This window comes from Micromonospora sp. NPDC002575, from assembly GCF_042889525.1.
In the GTDB taxonomy this organism is placed as follows: Bacteria; Actinomycetota; Actinomycetes; order Mycobacteriales; family Micromonosporaceae; genus Micromonospora; species Micromonospora carbonacea.
The window spans coordinates 58907-75848 of the sequence record NZ_JBIARA010000007.1; the positions used below are offsets into that span (position 1 = coordinate 58907).

General features: G+C 74.7%; 15 protein-coding genes. 4 read left to right on the forward strand and 11 right to left on the reverse strand.

The genetic code is table 11. The features are described 5' to 3' along the window. Nucleotides 1–53: 53 nt before the first annotated feature. From ACFYWL_RS13210 to ACFYWL_RS13255, 10 genes are all read right to left on the reverse strand, one after another. Entirely contained in the window at nt 54–974 is a 921-nt protein-coding gene (locus ACFYWL_RS13210; protein ID WP_386971520.1) for an AEC family transporter, read from the reverse strand. Between the two features lie 34 nt (nt 975–1008). Then, nucleotides 1009–1626, reverse strand: a complete 618-nt coding sequence (gene rdgB, locus ACFYWL_RS13215; protein ID WP_386971522.1) for an RdgB/HAM1 family non-canonical purine NTP pyrophosphatase — start codon at nt 1624–1626, stop codon at nt 1009–1011. Between the two features lie 52 nt (nt 1627–1678). After that, nucleotides 1679–2407 (reverse strand): ribonuclease PH, encoded by a 729-nt coding sequence (gene rph, locus ACFYWL_RS13220; RefSeq protein ID WP_386971525.1) that lies wholly within the window; start codon nt 2405–2407, stop codon nt 1679–1681. A gap of 122 nt (nt 2408–2529) precedes the next feature. Beyond that, nucleotides 2530–3276 (reverse strand): MBL fold metallo-hydrolase, encoded by a 747-nt coding sequence (locus ACFYWL_RS13225; protein WP_386971528.1) that lies wholly within the window; start codon nt 3274–3276, stop codon nt 2530–2532. Between the two features lie 221 nt (nt 3277–3497). After that, nucleotides 3498–4463, reverse strand: a complete 966-nt coding sequence (locus ACFYWL_RS13230) for a PLP-dependent cysteine synthase family protein (RefSeq protein WP_074473646.1) — start codon at nt 4461–4463, stop codon at nt 3498–3500. 11 nt (nt 4464–4474) lie between these two features. Then, a complete protein-coding gene (locus ACFYWL_RS13235; protein WP_386972005.1) occupies nt 4475–4849 on the reverse strand; it encodes a MoaD family protein in 375 nt (124 codons plus the stop codon). A 74-nt stretch (nt 4850–4923) separates the two neighbouring features. After that, a complete protein-coding gene (locus ACFYWL_RS13240) occupies nt 4924–5412 on the reverse strand; it encodes a Mov34/MPN/PAD-1 family protein (protein WP_043962172.1) in 489 nt (162 codons plus the stop codon). A gap of 54 nt (nt 5413–5466) precedes the next feature. Continuing rightward, the gene (locus tag ACFYWL_RS13245) at nt 5467–5961 is read right to left on the reverse strand and encodes a DUF2017 domain-containing protein (protein WP_386972007.1); all 495 of its coding nucleotides are present in this window, start codon (nt 5959–5961) and stop codon (nt 5467–5469) included. Between the two features lie 2 nt (nt 5962–5963). Next, the gene (clpS, locus tag ACFYWL_RS13250) at nt 5964–6254 is read right to left on the reverse strand and encodes an ATP-dependent Clp protease adapter ClpS (RefSeq protein WP_043962170.1); all 291 of its coding nucleotides are present in this window, start codon (nt 6252–6254) and stop codon (nt 5964–5966) included. A gap of 127 nt (nt 6255–6381) precedes the next feature. Then, a complete protein-coding gene (locus ACFYWL_RS13255) occupies nt 6382–7920 on the reverse strand; it encodes a hypothetical protein (protein WP_386971533.1) in 1539 nt (512 codons plus the stop codon). Nucleotides 7921–8117: 197 nt separating this feature from the next. On the opposite strand from ACFYWL_RS13255, the gene ACFYWL_RS13260 reads away from it, so the two are divergent. From ACFYWL_RS13260 to ACFYWL_RS13275, 4 genes are all read left to right on the forward strand, one after another. After that, nucleotides 8118–10874 carry a LuxR C-terminal-related transcriptional regulator gene (locus tag ACFYWL_RS13260; RefSeq protein ID WP_386971536.1) on the forward strand — a complete coding sequence of 919 codons (2757 nt, stop codon included), beginning with the start codon at nt 8118–8120 and terminating at the stop codon, nt 10872–10874. Nucleotides 10875–10890: 16 nt separating this feature from the next. Further along, entirely contained in the window at nt 10891–12177 is a 1287-nt protein-coding gene (locus ACFYWL_RS13265) for a nicotinate phosphoribosyltransferase (protein WP_386971539.1), read from the forward strand. A gap of 39 nt (nt 12178–12216) precedes the next feature. After that, nucleotides 12217–12798 carry an isochorismatase family protein gene (locus ACFYWL_RS13270; protein WP_386971542.1) on the forward strand — a complete coding sequence of 194 codons (582 nt, stop codon included), beginning with the start codon at nt 12217–12219 and terminating at the stop codon, nt 12796–12798. Nucleotides 12799–12869: 71 nt separating this feature from the next. Beyond that, nucleotides 12870–14180 (forward strand): MFS transporter, encoded by a 1311-nt coding sequence (locus tag ACFYWL_RS13275; RefSeq protein ID WP_386972009.1) that lies wholly within the window; start codon nt 12870–12872, stop codon nt 14178–14180. Nucleotides 14181–15115: 935 nt separating this feature from the next. Here ACFYWL_RS13275 and ctaD read toward each other — a convergent pair. Beyond that, nucleotides 15116–16873 (reverse strand): cytochrome c oxidase subunit I, encoded by a 1758-nt coding sequence (ctaD, locus tag ACFYWL_RS13280; RefSeq protein ID WP_386971545.1) that lies wholly within the window; start codon nt 16871–16873, stop codon nt 15116–15118. Between the last annotated feature and the right edge of the window lie 69 nt (nt 16874–16942).

The following is a 16942-nucleotide window of genomic DNA, read 5'->3' on the forward strand; positions in this document are numbered from 1 at the left end:
GCCCGGCGTCCCGCCCGGTCGCCCCGCCCCGCGCCGCCTCGCGCCGCGCCGCCTCAGCTCCCGAGGACCGCCACGCCGATCAGCACCGGCACCGCCGCCACGGTGGACAGCAGCACCGCGTCCCGGGCCAGCACGACGGCCCGGTCGTAGCGGACCGCGTAGACGAAGACGTTCTGCGCGGTCGGCAGCGCGGCCGTGACCGTGCAGGCCAGGACCGTCGGCTGCGGCAGCCCCAGCGCGTGCCGCGCCACGAGGTACGCGACGACGGGCTGGGCCACGGTCTTCAGCGCGACGGCCAGCCACACGTCCCGTCGGGTGTCCCCGGAGCCGGGCCGGGGCGCGCCGTGCAGCGACAGCCCGTACGCCAGCAGGGCGGTGGGCACGGCCATCGCCGCCACCAGCTCCACCGGCCGCAGCACCGGCTGCGGCGGGAGCCAGCCGGTCAGGTTGACGGCCAGGCCCAGGGCGCACGCCACCGTGACCGGGTTGGCCAGCGGGGCGGCCACCGACCGGGCCAGCGACCGCCGCCCGCCCTCCGTCGTGTCCAGCACGGCGAAGGCGACCGGCGCCATCACGACGAGCTGGAACATGATGACCGGCGCGATGAACGACGCGTCGCCGAGGACGTAGACGGCGACGGGGATGCCGATGTTCGCCCCGTTCACGTACGACGACGCGAGCGCCCCGATCGTGGCCTCCGCCGCCGGACGCCGCCACAGCAGGCGCGCGACCAGCACGAACACCGTCGCCACGACGGCGGTGCCCGCGACCGTGACGACCAGGGCCGCCGAGAAGACCTCGCGCAGGTCGGCGTGGGCGACCGTGTCGAACAGCAGCGCCGGCGTCGCGACGAAGAACGCCACCCGGGACAGCACGGTGGACGCCCCCGGCCCGAGCACGCCGAGGCGGCCCACCAGGTAGCCGACGCCGATGACGGCGCCGATGACGGCGAACCCCGTCAGCACACCAGGCACGTCGCCACCCGGCCGGCCGCCGCCCGCCCCGCCGTCAGGCCGCCGGCGGCAGCACCTTCGCGACCAGCTTCGCCAGCTCGCGCAGCGCCTTGCCCCGGTGGCTGATCGCGTCCTTCTCCTGCGGGGTCAGCTCCGCGTTGGTGCGGTCCTGGCCGTCGCCGAGGAAGATCGGGTCGTACCCGAAGCCACCCTCGCCGCGCGGCGCGCGCAGCAGCCGGCCGGCCTGGCGGCCGTCGACCAGGTGCTCCTTGCCGCCGGGCAGCACCAGGGCCACCGTGCAGACGAAGGACGCGCCCCGGTGCTCGTCGGGCAGGTCGGCGATCTGGTCCAGCACCAGCTCCAGGTTGGCCCGGTCGTCGCCGTGCTTGCCGGACCAGCGGGCGCTGAACACCCCCGGCATGCCGTTCAGCGCGTCCACGGCGAGGCCGGAGTCGTCGGCGATGGTCGGCAGGCCCGTGCGCCGGCAGCCCTCCCGCGCCTTGATCAGCGCGTTCTCGCCGAAGGTCAGGCCGGTCTCGGGCAGCTCCGGGTATTCCTCGACGTCGTCGAGGCCGAGCAGGGCGACCCGGTGCGCGCCGAGCGCGCCGTCGAGGATCCGCTGGAGCTCGACGAGCTTCTTGCGGTTACGGGTGGCGAGCAGGAGCTTCTTCACGCTGTACCGCCTTTGTTCGCGACTGCGGGGCTCGCAAGCTCACTCCTCGCGCTCACGGGAACAGTGCCTTCCGCTGGGCCTCGGCCAACTCCGCGCAGCCGGCGACGGCCAGGTCGAGCAGGGCGTCGAGCTGGTCGCGGGCGAAGACGCCCGACTCGCCCGTGCCCTGCACCTCGACGAACTCGCCGTCGCCGGTGCAGACCACGTTCATGTCGACCTCGGCGGCCACGTCCTCTTCGTAGCAGAGGTCCAGCCGGGCCTCGCCGGCGATCACGCCGACACTCACCGCCGCCACGGAGCGGTGCATCACCTTCTCCGGCCTGCCGGCCAGCGCCTTGCGGGCGGCCAGCCAGGTCACCGCGTCGTGCAGCGCCACGTACGCGCCGGTGATGGCCGCGGTGCGGGTGCCGCCGTCGGCCTGGAGCACGTCGCAGTCGAGGACGACGGAGTTCTCGCCGAGGGCCTTGAGGTCGATGGCGGCCCGCAGGCTGCGGCCGATCAGCCGGGAGATCTCGTGGGTGCGCCCGCCGACCTTGCCCCGGACGCTCTCCCGGTCGGAGCGGGTGTTCGTGGCGCGGGGCAGCATCGCGTACTCGGCGGTCACCCAGCCGAGCCCGGAACCCTTGCGCCAGCGGGGCACCCCCTCGGTGACGCTGGCGGTGCACAGCACCCGCGTCCCGCCGAACTCGACGAGCACGGAGCCCTCGGGGTGGGTGCTCCAGCCCCGGCTCAGGGTCACCGGTCGGAGTTGGTCGGGCCGCCGCCCGTCAGGTCGCGCCATCCCTGCACCCTATTCGGTGCGGCGGACGGGGCCGCCGCGGGTCCCGCCGTCGCCGCGCGCACGGGTTAGGAAGGGCCCCCTGTACAACAGAATGCGATAACAAGGGGCCCTTCCTTACCGGGTCAGACGTCGTAGCAGGCGCCCGCGCGGACCACTTCCAGCGGCCCGTCGTACGCCGTGCCGGCCGCCTCGACGGTGAGCGCCTCGCTGCCCCACGCGGCGACCAGATGGGTCAGCAGCAGCCGGCCCACGCCGGCCTTGGTGGCCGCCTCGCCGGCCTCCCGGCCGGTCAGGTGCAGGTCCGGTGGGTTCTCCACCCCGTCGAGGTAGCTGGCCTCGCAGAGGAAGACGTCGGCGTCCTGGGCCAGCCGCAGCAGCGCCTCGCAGGGCGCGGTGTCGGAGGAGTAGCAGAGCACCCGGCCGTCGTGCTCCAGCCGCACGCCGTACGTCTCGATCGGGTGGTTCATCCGGTCGACGGTGACGGTGAACGGGCCGATCGGGAAGGTGCCGGGCTGGAGGCCGTAGAACTGGTAGACGTCCTCGACGGTGCTGTCCTCCTGGCCGTAGGCCAGGGCGAGCCGGTCCGGCGCGCCGGAGGGGGCGTACACGGGCAGGGCCGGGTACGGGCCGTCCGGGGCGTAGCGCCGCACCACCACGTACGAGGCGGCGTCGAGCATGTGGTCGCAGTGCAGGTGGGTGAGGAGGATGGCGTCCGGGGCGGTCAGCCCGGCGTAGCGCTGGAGGGTGGAGAGCGCGCCCGAGCCGAAGTCGACAAGCAGCCGGAAACCCTCGGCCTCGACCAGGTAGGCCGAGCACGGGGAGTCGGGCCCGGGGAAGCTCCCGGCACAGCCGAGGACGGTCAGTCTCATGGAGTCGTCCCGCTGTCACGTATCGTAGTCGTCACGTCGGCCGCCGCTCCGTCGATGATCTTTACCGACGCGTACGACACGCTGCGCAGCCTACGCTGACGCACCCCGGGGCAAGAATCATCTGCTGGAAGTTGTCACGAACGTGACACCCTCGGCCCGTCTCCGGGTCAGCGACGACGAACGGGCCGCGCCGGTCACCCGGTCACGGCCCGTCAGCGTCGTCACGCCCAGAGCTGCCCGTCCAGGGCCTCCTCGGCGTCGGCGAGGGTGCCGCCGTACGCGCCGGTGCTCAGGTATTTCCAGCCGCCGTCGCAGACCACGAACGCGACGTCGGCGCGGCGGCCGTCGCGGACCGCCTCGTGCGCCACCGCGAGGGCGGCGTGCAGGATCGCCCCGGTGGAGAAGCCCGCGAAGATCCCCTCCACCTCGACGAGCTGCCGGGTGCGCAGCACGGCGTCCCGGGTGCCGACCGAGAACCGCCGGGTCAGCACCGTGGCGTCGTAGAGCTCCGGGACGTACCCCTCGTCGATGTTGCGCAGCCCGTAGACCAGCTCGCCGTAGCGCGGCTCGGCGGCGACGATCTGGATGCCGTCGACCTTCTCCCGCAGGTAGCGACCGGTGCCCATGAGCGTGCCGGTGGTGCCGAGCCCGGCCACGAAGTGGGTGATCGTGGGCAGGTCCTCCAGCAGCTCCGGGCCGGTGGTCTCGAAGTGCGCCCGGGCGTTCGCCTCGTTGCCGTACTGGTAGAGCATCACCCAGTCGGGGTGCTCGGCGGAGATCTGCTTGGCGGTGGCGACGGCCTGGTTCGAGCCGCCGGCGGCCGGCGAAAAGATGATCTCCGCGCCGTACATCCGGAGCAGCTGGACCCGCTCGGTCGAGACGTTCTCCGGCATGACGCAGACCAGCCGGTATCCCCGCAGCTTGGCCACCATGGCCAGGGAGATGCCGGTGTTGCCGCTGGTCGGCTCCAGGATCGTGTCGCCGGGGCGCAGCCTGCCGTCGGACTCCGCCCGGCGGACCATGAACAGGGCCGCCCGGTCCTTGATGCTGCCGGTCGGGTTCCGGTCCTCCAGCTTCGCCCACAGCCGCACCGGCGGCGCCCCCTCGGGCACCACCGGCGACAACCTCGGCAGCCCCACCAGGGGCGTGCCGCCGCAGGCGTCCAGCAGGCTGTCGTAGCGCGCCATCGCCGGCCGCCTCAGCGGACGACGGCGCGCGCGGTCACCGGAGGCGAAGCCACCGCCGCCACGGAGGCGGCGCCGTGCGAGGCGATCGCCGCCGCCGCCGCGAAGCCGAACGCGCCGCCGGCCACGGCCGGCAGGATGGTGACGCTGTCGCCGTCGTTGAGCTTGGCGTCGAGCGCGCCGAGGAAGCGGACGTCCTCGTCGTTGACGTAGACGTTGACGAACCGGTGCAGCGCGCCGGCGTCGGTGACCAGGCGGGCCCGCAGGCCGCCGTGCCGGGAGTCCAGGTCGGTCAGCAGGTCGCCCAGGGTGTCGCCGGCGCCCTCGACGACCTTCGCGCCGCCGGTGTACGTGCGCAGGATGGTGGGGATGCGAACCTCGATGGCCATGGTGTCGTACTCCTTGTTCGGGTGTGCGGTCTGCACGGTGACGGGAAGAGAAGGAATGTCGCGGGGCCGCTGGGTCAGCGGTCGGAACACTCGTAGTCGACCGTCGCCGGGCTCTGCCCGAACATGTAGGACTGGACGGCGTGCGGGTCCACGGCGGCGTCCACGATCTCCACCGGCTCCTCGGTCACCACGCCGTCGACGATCCGGAAGGAGCGGATCTCCTCGGTGTCGGGCTCGCGGGTGGAGACGAGCAGGTAGTGCGCCCCCGGCTCGCCGGCGAAGGAGATGTCGGTGCGGGAGGGGTATGCCTCCGTGGCGGTGTGCGAGTGGTAGATCACCACGGGCTCCTCGTCACGGTCGTCCATCTCCCGCCACACCCGCAGGTGCTCCATCGAGTCGAACTCGTAGAACGTCATGGAGCGGGCGGCGTTCTCCATGGGGATGTGCCGGGTCGGGGTGTCGCTGCCGGCGGGACCGGCGACCACGCCGCACGCCTCGTCCGGGTGGTCCCGACGCGCGTGGGCGACGATCGCGTCGATGATCGACCGGTCGATGCTCAGCACGCCGCCCAGCCTAGCCCCTCGCCGACGCCCGCAGCGAGGTGGCGCGGGTCACGGTCAGTCGATCATGGCGTTGAGCAGGGATTCCTGGAGATAGCCGAGATAGGCGTAGACCGAAAGCTGGAACACCCGGCTCGACGACGGGTCGGCGGCGACCGCCTCGTCCAGCTCCGCGCCCAGGTCCGTGCCGTCCTTGATCTCCAGCCGGACGCCCATCGCCAGGCGGGCGTCGTTGAGGGCCCGCAGCCACGCCTCGGCCGCCTCGGCGTCGAGCTGCACCTCGCCCCCGGCGGAGTCGGGCAGCGCGGCGAGGATCGCGCCGGCCTGGTCGATCTTGCCGGTCTTCAGGTCACCCTCGGTGTACTTGCGGAACTCCGCCGTGCCCGCCGCGTCGTCCGGGTAGACCTCCGGGAAGAGCCGGCCGACCACCGGGTCGGTGTGGTCGAAGCCCTCGGTGAGCAGCCCCACCACCTCGGAGGCCACCTTGCGCAGCACCCGGACCTCGTCCACGGCCAGCGTGGCGACGTACCGCTCGCCCCGGCGACGGAACATGCTCACGACCGCTCCACCGTGGCCCACAGCCCGTACGCGTGCAGCTGCGCCGCGTCGTGCTCCATCCGCTCCCGGGCCCCGCTGGAGACCACCGCCCGCCCCTTGTGGTGCACGTCCAGCATGAGCTTCTCGGCCCTCTCCCGGCTGTAGCCGAACAGCTTCTGGAAGACCCAGGTCACGTACGACATCAGGTTGACCGGGTCGTCCCACACGATCGTCACCCACGGCCGGTCGGAGACCGGCACCTCTTCGGTGTCCGGGGTCTCGACCGGCGCAACCTGCGGAGCCGCCATGCCCCCCATCGTGCCACCGGTCCCGCCGAAGCGATGAACCGGAACGCCGGACGGGCCCGGATCGGCCGCCGGGCCGGCGCATCGGGCCGGCCCGGCCGGGCGTCGCCGCCGCGCGGCGGGCCCGCCGTCAGGCGAGCAGGATGCCGTGGTCGAGCGCATCGGCCAGCACCGTGCCGAGCGAGAGGCGGACCGCCTCGAACCGCCGGGACACCTCCTGGGCCAGCTCCAGCTCGACCTCGCGCAGCGCCCGCTGCGCCCAGGCCCGGGCACCGCCCGGGTCGTCGTTGCCGGGACCGCGCCAGCGCTGCCAGCACCCGCCGGAGAGCGCCACGGCGACCGGCGGGAGCACCTCGAAGCGCTCCGCGCCCGGATAGCCGCGCAGCGCGTCGGCCGCGCCGGGGCCGGTCAGCTCCGCCACCCCGGCGGTGCTGGTGACCAGCAGCACCCGGTCGAGACGCCGGCCCGCCGAATGGTCGTCGAGCCCGAACCGCACCGCCTCGACGATCCGCCGCCGTACGCCGTCGGGGACCGGGCCGCCGAGGACCCGCTCGGCGGCGTCGTCGCAGATGCCCCGCACGGCCCGGTCGCACTGGGCCGTGGCGAGCAGGCAGAGCGCCTCCAGCTCCCGGTCGAGCAGCTGCGGCAGCCCCGCGCAGCCGACCCCGAAGACGATCTCCTGCACCACCCGCAGGTGCGTGTCGGCCAACTCCAGGGCGACGTCCTGCCGGATCCGCTGGGCGCAGGAGCGGGCCTGCCGCTCGAGCTGCCCGGCCCAGTCGGTCGCCTCCGCGCCGGGCAGCACCGGCACCCGGTCGTGCGCGCCGGGCGGCTCCGGCGGCTGCGCGCTCCCCCGGCGCAGCATCTCGTCGGCGGCCCACCCCACGATGGCCCGGCGCAGCGCCTCGGTGTCGTCCGGGCGGGCCGGGTACCACCGCGCCCGGGTCAGCCCGGGCACGACGGCGAGCAGCGCGGCGCGGTGCGCGGCGACCGCCACCACGGCCGGATCCACCGGCTCGGGCGGGTCCGGCGGCGCGGCCGGCTCGGGCGGATCAGCCAGCTCGGGCGGCGCGGCCCAGCCCGACAGCCCCGGGGTGACGACGAAGAAGACCTCGACCGGCGAGGCGGCGACCTCGGCCAGCAGGCGCAGCTCGGCGGCGGTGAACGCCTGGTCGGCGGCGATCACGAAGAGCAGCGCCCCGGCCCGGCCGACCGCGTCGAGCAGCAGCCGCCCGCCGGCGAGGCCGAGGGTCCCGCTGTCGGGCGTGTCGACCACGGCGAAGCGCCGCAGCAGCGGCTCGGCGACGGTCAGCTCGACCCGGCGCGGCGGCCGGGCCAGCGCCGGGCCCGCCGCCGAGCCGTCCGGCGCGTACGCGTGGGGCTGCCGGTAGCCCGGCACGTACGCGGCCCGCGTCGACACCCGGGCGTGGTCGACCAACAGCCAGCTCCCGGGCGGCACCGCGAGCCGCTCCGGGGCGAGCTCCAGCAGGGCGGCGAGCACCTCCCGGCGCGCGGCGCCGGACGGGCCGGCAGCGACCACGGCGATGGGCTCGCCCGCCGACGGCTCGGTCACCCCGAGCCGGGTGGGCAGCGGGGCGCAGCGCGGCGGGGCGGCGGGACCGCCCGGCTCGTCGGGCACGTCGACCCCGGGGAGAGGGCCCGGCTTCATCAGCGGCCTCCCGGTGCGGGCGGCCGCGTCGGACCCGGCCGCGTGATCATCCGGCGGGGGCAGCCGGATGCGGGAAGACTACGTCTTTGGGACAGCTCGCCCACGCCCGCCTGATACTCACCGGTAATCGACCGGTTACTCAACTTCGCCGCGTGACGCCGCCCGCGCCGACGGATGGCGGTCGATATGCTGCCCGGATGAGTCGGTGGGACTTCGTCGGCCGCCGCGCCGAGCTCGACCGTCTGCTGGCCGCGGCGACCGGGGTGGAGGAACGCGGGCTCTTCCTCAGCGGCTCCACCGGGGTCGGCAAGAGCCGGCTGCTGCGCGAGGCGCTCGCCGCCGTCCCCACCGACGGGCACGCCGTCTGGTCGGTGTCGGCCAGCGCCACCACCGCCGCCCTGCCCTTCGGCGGCATGGTCCAGGTGCTGCCCGCCGAGCCGCCGCAGGGGCTCTCCCCCGCCGGTGTGCTGCGCTGGGCGGTGGACCAGTTGCACCACCAGGCCGCCGGGCGTCGCATCGTGCTGGCCGTCGACGACGCGCACCTGCTCGACCCGCCCTCGGCGGCGCTGGTGCACCTGGCCGCCCGCGCCGAGAACACCACCGTGGTCGGCACCCTGCGCGACGGCGAGCAACTGCCGCTGCCCATCCGGGCACTGTGGACGGACGGCCTGGTCGACCACGTGGAGCTGACCCCGCTGGGGCGCTCCGACATCGCCGGGTTGCTCGCCGCCATCCTCGGCGGCCCCGTCGACGCGGGCTCCGCCGACCGGCTGTGGCGGCTCTCCGGCGGCAACCCGCTGCTGCTGCGCGAACTCGTCATGGCCGCGCCCGCCGACGAGCTGACCCGCACGTACGGCGTCTGGCGGTGGACCGGCCGGCCGGCGCTGGCCCCCAGCCTCACCGACCTCATCGACACCCGCATCGGCCGGCTCACGCCGCAGGTGCGGGCGGTGCTGGAGCTGGTCGCCTTCGGCGAGCCGCTCGGGCTGCACCTGCTCGGCCAGGCGGTGGAGCCGGTCGACGTGGAGACCGCCGAGGAGCGCGGGCTGATCGCGGTGGAGCACAACGACCGCCGGACCGACGTGCGGCTGGCGCACCCGCTCTACGGGGAGGTGATGCGCCGTCGCTGCCCCGTCAGCCGCACCCGCCGCCTACAGGCCCGCCTGGCCGAGCTGCTGGAGGCGGTGGGCGCCCGCCGCCGCGACGACCTGCTGCGGGTGGCGGTCTGGCGGCTCGACTCCGGCACCGCGCAGGACCCGGCGCTGCTGCTCGGCGCCGCCGCGCAGGCGTTCGCCCGTTACGACGTACCGCTGGCGACCCGGCTGGCCCGGGCGGCGCTGGACGCCGACGGCGGCTTCGACGCCGCGGAGCTGCTGGCCACCCTCCTGATGTTCGCCGACCGGCCGGAGGAGGCGCTCGCGATGCTCGACTCCGTCGCGCCGGAGGCGACGGGGCACGGAAGGTGCGTCCGGTGGCTGACCGTCCGCGGGATGGTCAGCTACTGGGGCCTCAGCCGGGAGTCCACCGTCGACGAGCTCGCGGCGCGCGGCGCGGAGCTGACCGACGCCGCCGGCCGGGCCCGGGTGCACGCCTTCGAGGCGATCATGCGGCTGCACCGGCTGGACACGGCGCGGGCGGTGCGGCTGGCCCAGGCGGTGCTGGACCGCCCGGCCGCCGGCGTGGCCGCCCGCGAGCTGGCCCGCTGCACCCTCGCCCACCTTCAGGCCGCGCAGGGGCAGTTCGCCCGCAGCGGCGCGGCCATCGGGCAGGTGCAGGCCGAGGCGGCCCGCTGGCGCGGCGACATGCCCTACCTCCAGCTCGCGCTGGAGCTGGCCCGGGGCACCCGGCTCGCGCTCGCCGGCGACCTGGCCGGCATCGACGCCATCGTGGCCGACGAGTTCGCCGACCTGGCCGGGGCGGGCGACTTCCGGCTCGGCACCGGCTACCTGGCCATCCTGCGGGCCTACGCGGCGCGGCTGCGCGGCGCCAGCGGCACGGCGCTGAAGACGGCCCTGGAGGCGTGCGCGGTGCTCGCCACCAGCCGCGTGTACGCGGGCCTGGCGCACGCCGAGCGGGCGCAGGCGGCGGCGCTGCGGGGCGACGCCGCGCACGCCGCCGAGGCGATGGCCGAGGCGGACCGCACCCACGCCCCCGGGATGGCGGTGCTCTATCCCTGGCTGGAGCAGGCCCGGGGCGCGGTGCTCGCCGTGGGCGGCGACGTGGCCGGCGCGACCAAGCACCTCGCCGACCTCGCCGACCGGCTCCGCGACGACGGGCTCGCCGGCCACGAGCTGCTCGTCCTGCACGACCTGGTGCGGTTGGACGCCGCCGCCACGCCCGTGGGGCCGACCTGCACCGACGGCGGCCGGCGGACGGTCGCCCAGCGGCTGGCCGAGCTCTGCGAACGGGTCGACGGCCCGCTGCCGCCGCTGCTGGCCCGGTACGCCCGGGCCGCCGTCGCCGGCCCGGCCGACGATCTGCTCGCGGTCGCCGACGGCCTCGCCGCGCTGGACCTGCGGGTCTGGGCCGCCGAGGCGGCCGCGACGGCGGTGCACCGGCTGCGCGGGGGCCGCTCCGGCGCGGCGGTCGCCGCGCACGAACGCCTCGGCGAGCTGCTCGGGCGGTGTGACCAGGTCGACACCCCCGCGCTGCGGCTCGGGGAGCCCGCCCTGACCGAACGGGAGTGGGAGGTCGCCCGGCTCGCCGCCGAGGGCGTCGCCAGCCGCGCCATCGGCGAGCGGCTCTTCCTGTCCAGCCGCACCGTGGACAACCACCTGCACCGGATCTACCACAAGCTCGGCGTGACCGGCCGGGCCGACCTGCGTTCCGCCCTGCGCTGGCTCCCCGGCCCCGACGGCGGGCGGCCCCGCTCCGGCCCGGACGGCGGGCGGCCCCGCTCCGGCCCCGACGACGGGCGCTCCTTCCCGGGCCAGGAGGGCGGGCCGGGAAGGTGAACTCTAGGCTGGGCGGGTGAGCACCTTTCGCCCCGCGCTGCTGACCGACCACTACGAGCTGACCATGGTCAGCGCCGCCCTGGCCGACGGCACCGCGGACCGCCCGTGCGTCTTCGAGGTCTTCAGCCGCCGGCTGCCCACCGGCCGCCGCTACGGGGTGGTGGCCGGCACCGCCCGGCTGATCGACATGATCCGCGACTTCCGGTTCTCCGCCGACGAGGTCGACTTCCTGCGCCGCGCCGGCGTCGTCGACGACGCCGGCGCGCAGTGGCTGGCCGGCTACCGCTTCACCGGCGACATCGACGGATACGCCGAGGGCGAGCTGTTCTTCCCCGGCTCGCCGATCCTCACCGTCTCCGGGGGCTTCGCCGAGTGCGTGGTGCTGGAGACGCTGGTGCTGTCGGTGCTCAACCACGACTGCGCGGTCGCCGCTGCCGCCGCCCGGATGGTCACCGCCGCCCGGGGCCGCGCGCTGATCGAGATGGGCTCCCGGCGGGCCCACGAGGAGGCGGCCGTCGCGGCGGCGCGAGCCGCGTACCTGGCCGGGTTCCGGTTCACCTCCAACCTGGCCGCCGGCCAGCGGTACGGCATCCCGACCGCCGGCACCGCCGCGCACGCGTTCACCCTGCTGCACGACGACGAACGGGCCGCGTTCGCCTCGCAGGTCGCCACGCTGGGCAAGGACACCACGCTGCTGGTCGACACGTACGACATCAGCCAGGGCATCCGCAACGCCATCGCGGTGGCCGGGCCGGAGCTGCGGGCCGTCCGGATCGACTCCGGCGACCTCGCGGTGATCGCCCAGCAGTCCCGCGAGCTGCTCGACTCGCTCGGCGCCACCGAGACGAAGATCATCGTCTCCGGCGACCTCGACGAGTACGCCATCGCGGCGCTCGCCGCCGAGCCCGTCGACATGTACGGGGCGGGCACGGCCGTCGTCACCGGCTCCGGCGCGCCCACCGCCGGGCTGGTCTACAAGCTGGTCGAGGTGGCGGGGCGGCCGGTGGTCAAGCGCTCCGAGCACAAGGCCACCATCGGCGGCCGGAAGGTCGCGGTGCGCAGGCACAAGCCGACCGGCACGGCGACCGAGGAGGTCATCGTCCCGCAGGGGGTGCCGGACCGGCAGCCGCACGACCGGCTCCTCCAGCGGACGTACGTGGCCGGCGGCGAGCCGGTCGACCCGCCGACGCTGGACGAGTCCCGGGAGCACCTGCGGCAGTGCCTCATCTCGATCCCGTGGGAGGGCCTCAAGCTCTCCGCCGGCGACCCGGCGGTCCCGGTGACCGTCGTCCCCGCCGGCTGACCGCCCGCCACCGACCTACCGCGAAGGAGCACCCCCGGCATGGCGAACGCGCTGATCATCGTCGACGTGCAGAACGACTTCTGCGAGGGCGGCTCCCTCGCGGTGGCCGGCGGCGCCGGCGTCGCGGCGGGCATCTCCCGGCTGCTCGCCGCCGAGCCCGACCGCTGGGACCACGTGGTGGCGACGAAGGACTACCACGTGGACCCCGGCGCGCACTTCGGCAACCCGCCCGACTACATCGACTCCTGGCCCGCCCACTGCGTCGTCGGCACGCCCGGCTCGGAGTTCCACCCCGAGCTGGCCACCGGCCGGATCGAGGCGATCTTCCACAAGGGCGAGCACGCGGCGGCATACTCCGGCTTCGAGGGGCACGCCGCGGACGGCGAGCACCTCGCCGACTGGCTGCGCGCCCGCGGGGTCGACCGGGTCGACGTGGTCGGGGTCGCCACCGACCACTGCGTACGGGCCACCGCCCTGGACGCCGCCCGGGAGGGGTTCGCCACCACCGTCCTGCTCGACCTCACCGCCGCCGTGGCGCCCGAGACGCTGGACGTGGCCCTGCGGGCGATGGAGGGCGCCGGGGTGGCGATGACCGGCACGCCGGTGATCACGGCCACCTGAGCGGGTAAACCGCTGGCGGGTGTCACACCCCCGGCCGAGGATGTCGGACGGAGGTGCCCACCGTCGTGAACATGTCGCCCTACCGCCAGGCGCTCGCCCTGCCCGGCCTTCGGTCGCTGCTGCTGGTGTCCGTGCTCGCCCGCGTCCCGCTCACCGCGACCGGGGTGACCATCACCTTCCACGTGGTGCTCGACCTCGGCCGGGGCTACGGCGCGGCCGGCCTGGTCGGTGCGGCGATGACCGTCGGCGCGGCGCTCGGCGGCCCGCTGCTCGGCCGGCTCGTCGACCGGCGCGGCCTGCGGCCGGTGCTCGTGCTGACCACCGTCGCCGAGGCGATCTTCTGGTCCACCGCGCCGGCGCTGCCGTACCCGGTGCTGCTGCCAGCCGCGTTCGTCGCCGGCCTGCTCGCCCTGCCGATCTTCTCGGTGATCCGGCAGTCCATCGCCGCGCTCGCGCCGCCCGAGCACCGCCGCCCGGCGTACGCGCTGGACTCGATGTCGGTGGAGCTGTCCTTCATGGTCGGCCCCGCCCTCGCCGTGGCGATGTCCACCGCCGTGTCCGCCCGGGTCACCCTCTACGCGGTCGGCGCGGGCATCGTCGCCGCCGGCGTCACCCTCTGGCTGCTCGACCCGCCCACCCGCGCCGCCGACGAACCCGCCCCGCAGGGGCGGCGGGTGCCCCGCCGGGAGTGGCTGACCCGCCGGCTGGTCGCCGTCCTCGCCGTGAGCCTCGCCACGACCCTGGTGCTCGGGGGCACCGACGTCGCGGTGGTCGCCGTCCTGCGCGCCGGCGGCGAGGTCGGCTGGACCGGGGCGGTGCTCGCCGCGTGGGCGGTCGCGTCGCTGGTCGGCGGCTTCGCGTACGGCGCGGTCAGCCGGCCGGTCTCGCCCCTGGCCCTGGTCACCGTGCTCAGCCTGTGCACCATCCCCGTCGGGCTCGGCGGCGCGCACTGGTGGCTGCTCTGCCTCGCCCTCGTCCCGGCCGGGATGCTCTGCGCGCCGACGCTCGCCGCGACGGCCGACACGGTCAGCCGGCTCGTCCCCGCCGAGGTGCGGGGCGAGGCGATGGGTCTGCACGGCTCGGCGGTGACCGTCGGCATCGCCCTCGGCGCGCCCCTGGCCGGCGCCGTCATCGACGCCTCCGCCCCGCCGTGGGGCTTCGTGGTCACCGGCGCGATCGGGCTGCTGGTCGCCGCCGCCGTGCTCCCCGCCGAGCTGCGCCGCCCCACCGCCCCGACCCCGGCCACCCCGCCCGCTGCCGCCCCGCCCGCTGCCGCCCCGCCCGCTGCCGCCCCGGTTACCGCGTCGCACCCGACCACACCGGCCCCCGCCGACGCGGGCTCCACCACCCCGGCCTCCGCTGCCGCCGGCGTCACCGGCTGACCCGCTGCGGGCGGTTACACGGCGTGCCCGGTGGGGACGGTTGCGCGGCGGACCTGCTGCGCGCGGTTACACGGCGTGCCCGGAGGGGACGGTTGCGCGGCGGACCTGCTGAGGGCGGTTGCACAGCGTGCGCGGTGAAGGCCGTCGCGCAGCTGATCTGCTGTGCGCGGTTACACGGCGTGCCCGGTGAGGGCAGTTGCGCGGCTGACCTGCTGCGCGCGGTTGCGCGGTGGGGGCCGGGGCCGACCGTGCCCGGCTCCGGGCGGTCAGGCTTGATCCCTCCGCCGGTCACGGTCGGCCCCGGCCGTCGGTGTTCACCCGGATCACGGGCCGCGAAGGCCCACCGCCCACCGCGGCCCCGCGCCTGATCCCCCGCCATGTCGCCGACATAGCGGTATCCAGCCCCGTCCAACCCCGCCACGTCGCCGACACGGCGGGGGATCAGGGATGACCGACCCGCTACGCGGCAGGTCGGTCATCCCTGGTGATCAAGAGGAAAGCGTCAAAGTTGATCTCGACGATGACGCAAATCTCTTGATCACCGGAGTGGGGCTGGTTGGTTCTCGCCCCTTGGAGGGGGGCGAGTCGGCGCGTGCGGCCGGCAGGCCGCGCCTCGCCCGGACGGCTGCGCGCCTCGCCCGGAGGGCTGCGCGGGTGCCCGCCCCGCCCGCTCGCCCCGCACGGCCGTGCGCCTCGCCCGCTCGCCCCGCATGGCCGTACGCCTCGCCCGCTCGCCCCGCACGGGTGCGCGCCTCGTCCTGCATGGCTGCGCGGCTGCGTGGCTCGCGCGCACGCCCCGGTCGCATGGCTGCACGCCCGGCAGCACGGCTGCACGCCCGGCAGCACGCCCGGCCGTAAGGGCGGCCGGCGTAGACGGCGACGGGCGCCGCGCCCTCGGTGGGGTGCGGCGCCCGTCGTACGGGTTGACCGGCGGGTCAGCGGTGGTCGACGTTGCCCGCGGTGTCCTCCTGGTAGCTGGCGCCGTTGTCGGACTCGCTCGTCAGCGGCTTGGAGCCGCCCTCGGGCGGGCCGGCGAGGCTCTGGCCGGCGGCCAGCTCGGGGAACTTCGCGTCGAACGCGGGGCGCTCGGAGCGGATCCGGGGCATCCGGTCGAAGTTGCGCAGCGGGGGCGGCGAGCTGGTCGCCCACTCCAGCGAGTTGCCGTGGCCCCACGGGTCGTCGACCTCGACCACCGGGCCGGTCTTGTACGACTTCCAGCAGTTCCAGATGAAGGGCAGGGTCGAGATGCCGGTGATGAACGCCCCGATCGTGGAGATCATGTTGAGCGTGGTGAAGCCGTCGTCGGGCAGGTAGTCGGCGTACCGGCGGGGCATGCCCTCGTTGCCCAGCCAGTGCTGCACCAGGAACGTGGTGTGGAAGCCGATCATCGTGAGCCAGAAGTGGATCTTGCCCAGCCGCTCGTCGAGCATCCGGCCGAACATCTTCGGGAACCAGAAGTAGATGCCGGCGAAGACGGCGAACACGATCGTGCCGAACAGCACGTAGTGGAAGTGCGCCACCACGAAGTAGGAGTCGTGCAGGTGGAAGTCCAGCGGCGGGCTGGCCAGGATCACGCCGGTGAGGCCGCCGAAGAGGAAGGTCACCAGGAAGCCGATGGCGAAGAGCATCGGCGTCTCGAAGGTGATCTGCCCCCGCCACATGGTGCCGATCCAGTTGAAGAACTTCATGCCGGTCGGCACGGCGATCAGGTAGCTCAGGAAGCTGAAGAACGGCAGCAGCACCTGGCCGGTGGCGAACATGTGGTGCGCCCACACGCTCATCGACAGCGCGGCGATGGCGATGGTCGCGGCGACCAGCCCCTTGTAGCCGAAGATCGGCTTGCGGGAGAAGACCGGGATGACCTCGGTGATGATGCCGAAGAACGGCAGCGCGATGATGTACACCTCGGGGTGGCCGAAGAACCAGAAGAGGTGCTGCCACAGCATGGGGCCGCCGGTGGCCGGGTCGTAGACGTGCGCGCCGAGCAGCCGGTCCGCGGCGAGCGCGAAGAGCGCGGCGGCCAGCAGCGGGAAGACCAGGATCGCCAGCAGGCTGGTGACCAGCATGTTCCAGGTGAAGATCGGCATCCGGAACATCGTCATGCCGGGGGCGCGCAGGGTCAGGATCGTGGTGATCAGGTTGACCGCGCCGAGGATGGTGCCCAGACCGGAGACGGCCAGGCCGACGACCCACATGTTCGCGCCGACGCCCGGCGAGTGCTCGGCGGTGCTCAGCGGGGTGTAGGCGGTCCAACCGAAGTCGGCGGCGCCGCCCGGGGTGAGGAAACCGGCGGTCGCCATCGTGCCGCCGAACAGGTAGAGCCAGTACGCGAAGGCGTTCAGCCGCGGGAACGACACGTCCGGGGCGCCGATCTGCAGCGGCACCACGTAGTTCGCGAAGGCGAACACGATCGGCGTCGCGAAGAACAGCAGCATGATCGTGCCGTGCATCGTGAACAGCTGGTTGTACTGCTCCGGCGACAGGAACTGCAACCCGGGGCGGGCCAGCTCGGCCCGCATGATCAGCGCCATCAGGCCACCGATCATGAAGAACGCGAACGCGGTGACCATGTACATGATCCCGATCTGCTTCGCGTCCGTGGTGCGCAGCAGCCGCGCGAGTGCCGACCCCTTGACCGGCTCTCGGACCGGCCAGGGCCGGGTCACGACCGGCTTGGGTGCGACGGTGGTCACGAGTGGCCTCCGGTTCTGGGTTGTCCCGCTCGGCACGCCCTGGTTATCTGCGAGCCGTCATCCGCAAGG

Bases quoted from the DNA above. Each gene is read 5' to 3' on its own strand.
- ACFYWL_RS13245 (WP_386972007.1), bottom strand. From the start codon at position 5,961: ATGTTCCGTCGCCGGGGCGAGCGGTACGTCGCCACGCTGGCCGTGGAC.
- ACFYWL_RS13225 (WP_386971528.1), bottom strand. From the start codon at position 3,276: ATGAGACTGACCGTCCTCGGCTGTGCCGGGAGCTTCCCCGGGCCCGAC.
- rph (WP_386971525.1), bottom strand. From the start codon at position 2,407: ATGGCGCGACCTGACGGGCGGCGGCCCGACCAACTCCGACCGGTGACC.
- ACFYWL_RS13235 (WP_386972005.1), bottom strand. From the start codon at position 4,849: ATGGCCATCGAGGTTCGCATCCCCACCATCCTGCGCACGTACACCGGC.
- ACFYWL_RS13230 (WP_074473646.1), bottom strand. From the start codon at position 4,463: ATGGCGCGCTACGACAGCCTGCTGGACGCCTGCGGCGGCACGCCCCTG.
- clpS (WP_043962170.1), bottom strand. From the start codon at position 6,254: ATGGCGGCTCCGCAGGTTGCGCCGGTCGAGACCCCGGACACCGAAGAG.
- ACFYWL_RS13255 (WP_386971533.1), bottom strand. From the start codon at position 7,920: ATGAAGCCGGGCCCTCTCCCCGGGGTCGACGTGCCCGACGAGCCGGGC.
- ACFYWL_RS13275 (WP_386972009.1), top strand. From the start codon at position 12,870: ATGTCGCCCTACCGCCAGGCGCTCGCCCTGCCCGGCCTTCGGTCGCTG.
- ACFYWL_RS13260 (WP_386971536.1), top strand. From the start codon at position 8,118: ATGAGTCGGTGGGACTTCGTCGGCCGCCGCGCCGAGCTCGACCGTCTG.
- ACFYWL_RS13270 (WP_386971542.1), top strand. From the start codon at position 12,217: ATGGCGAACGCGCTGATCATCGTCGACGTGCAGAACGACTTCTGCGAG.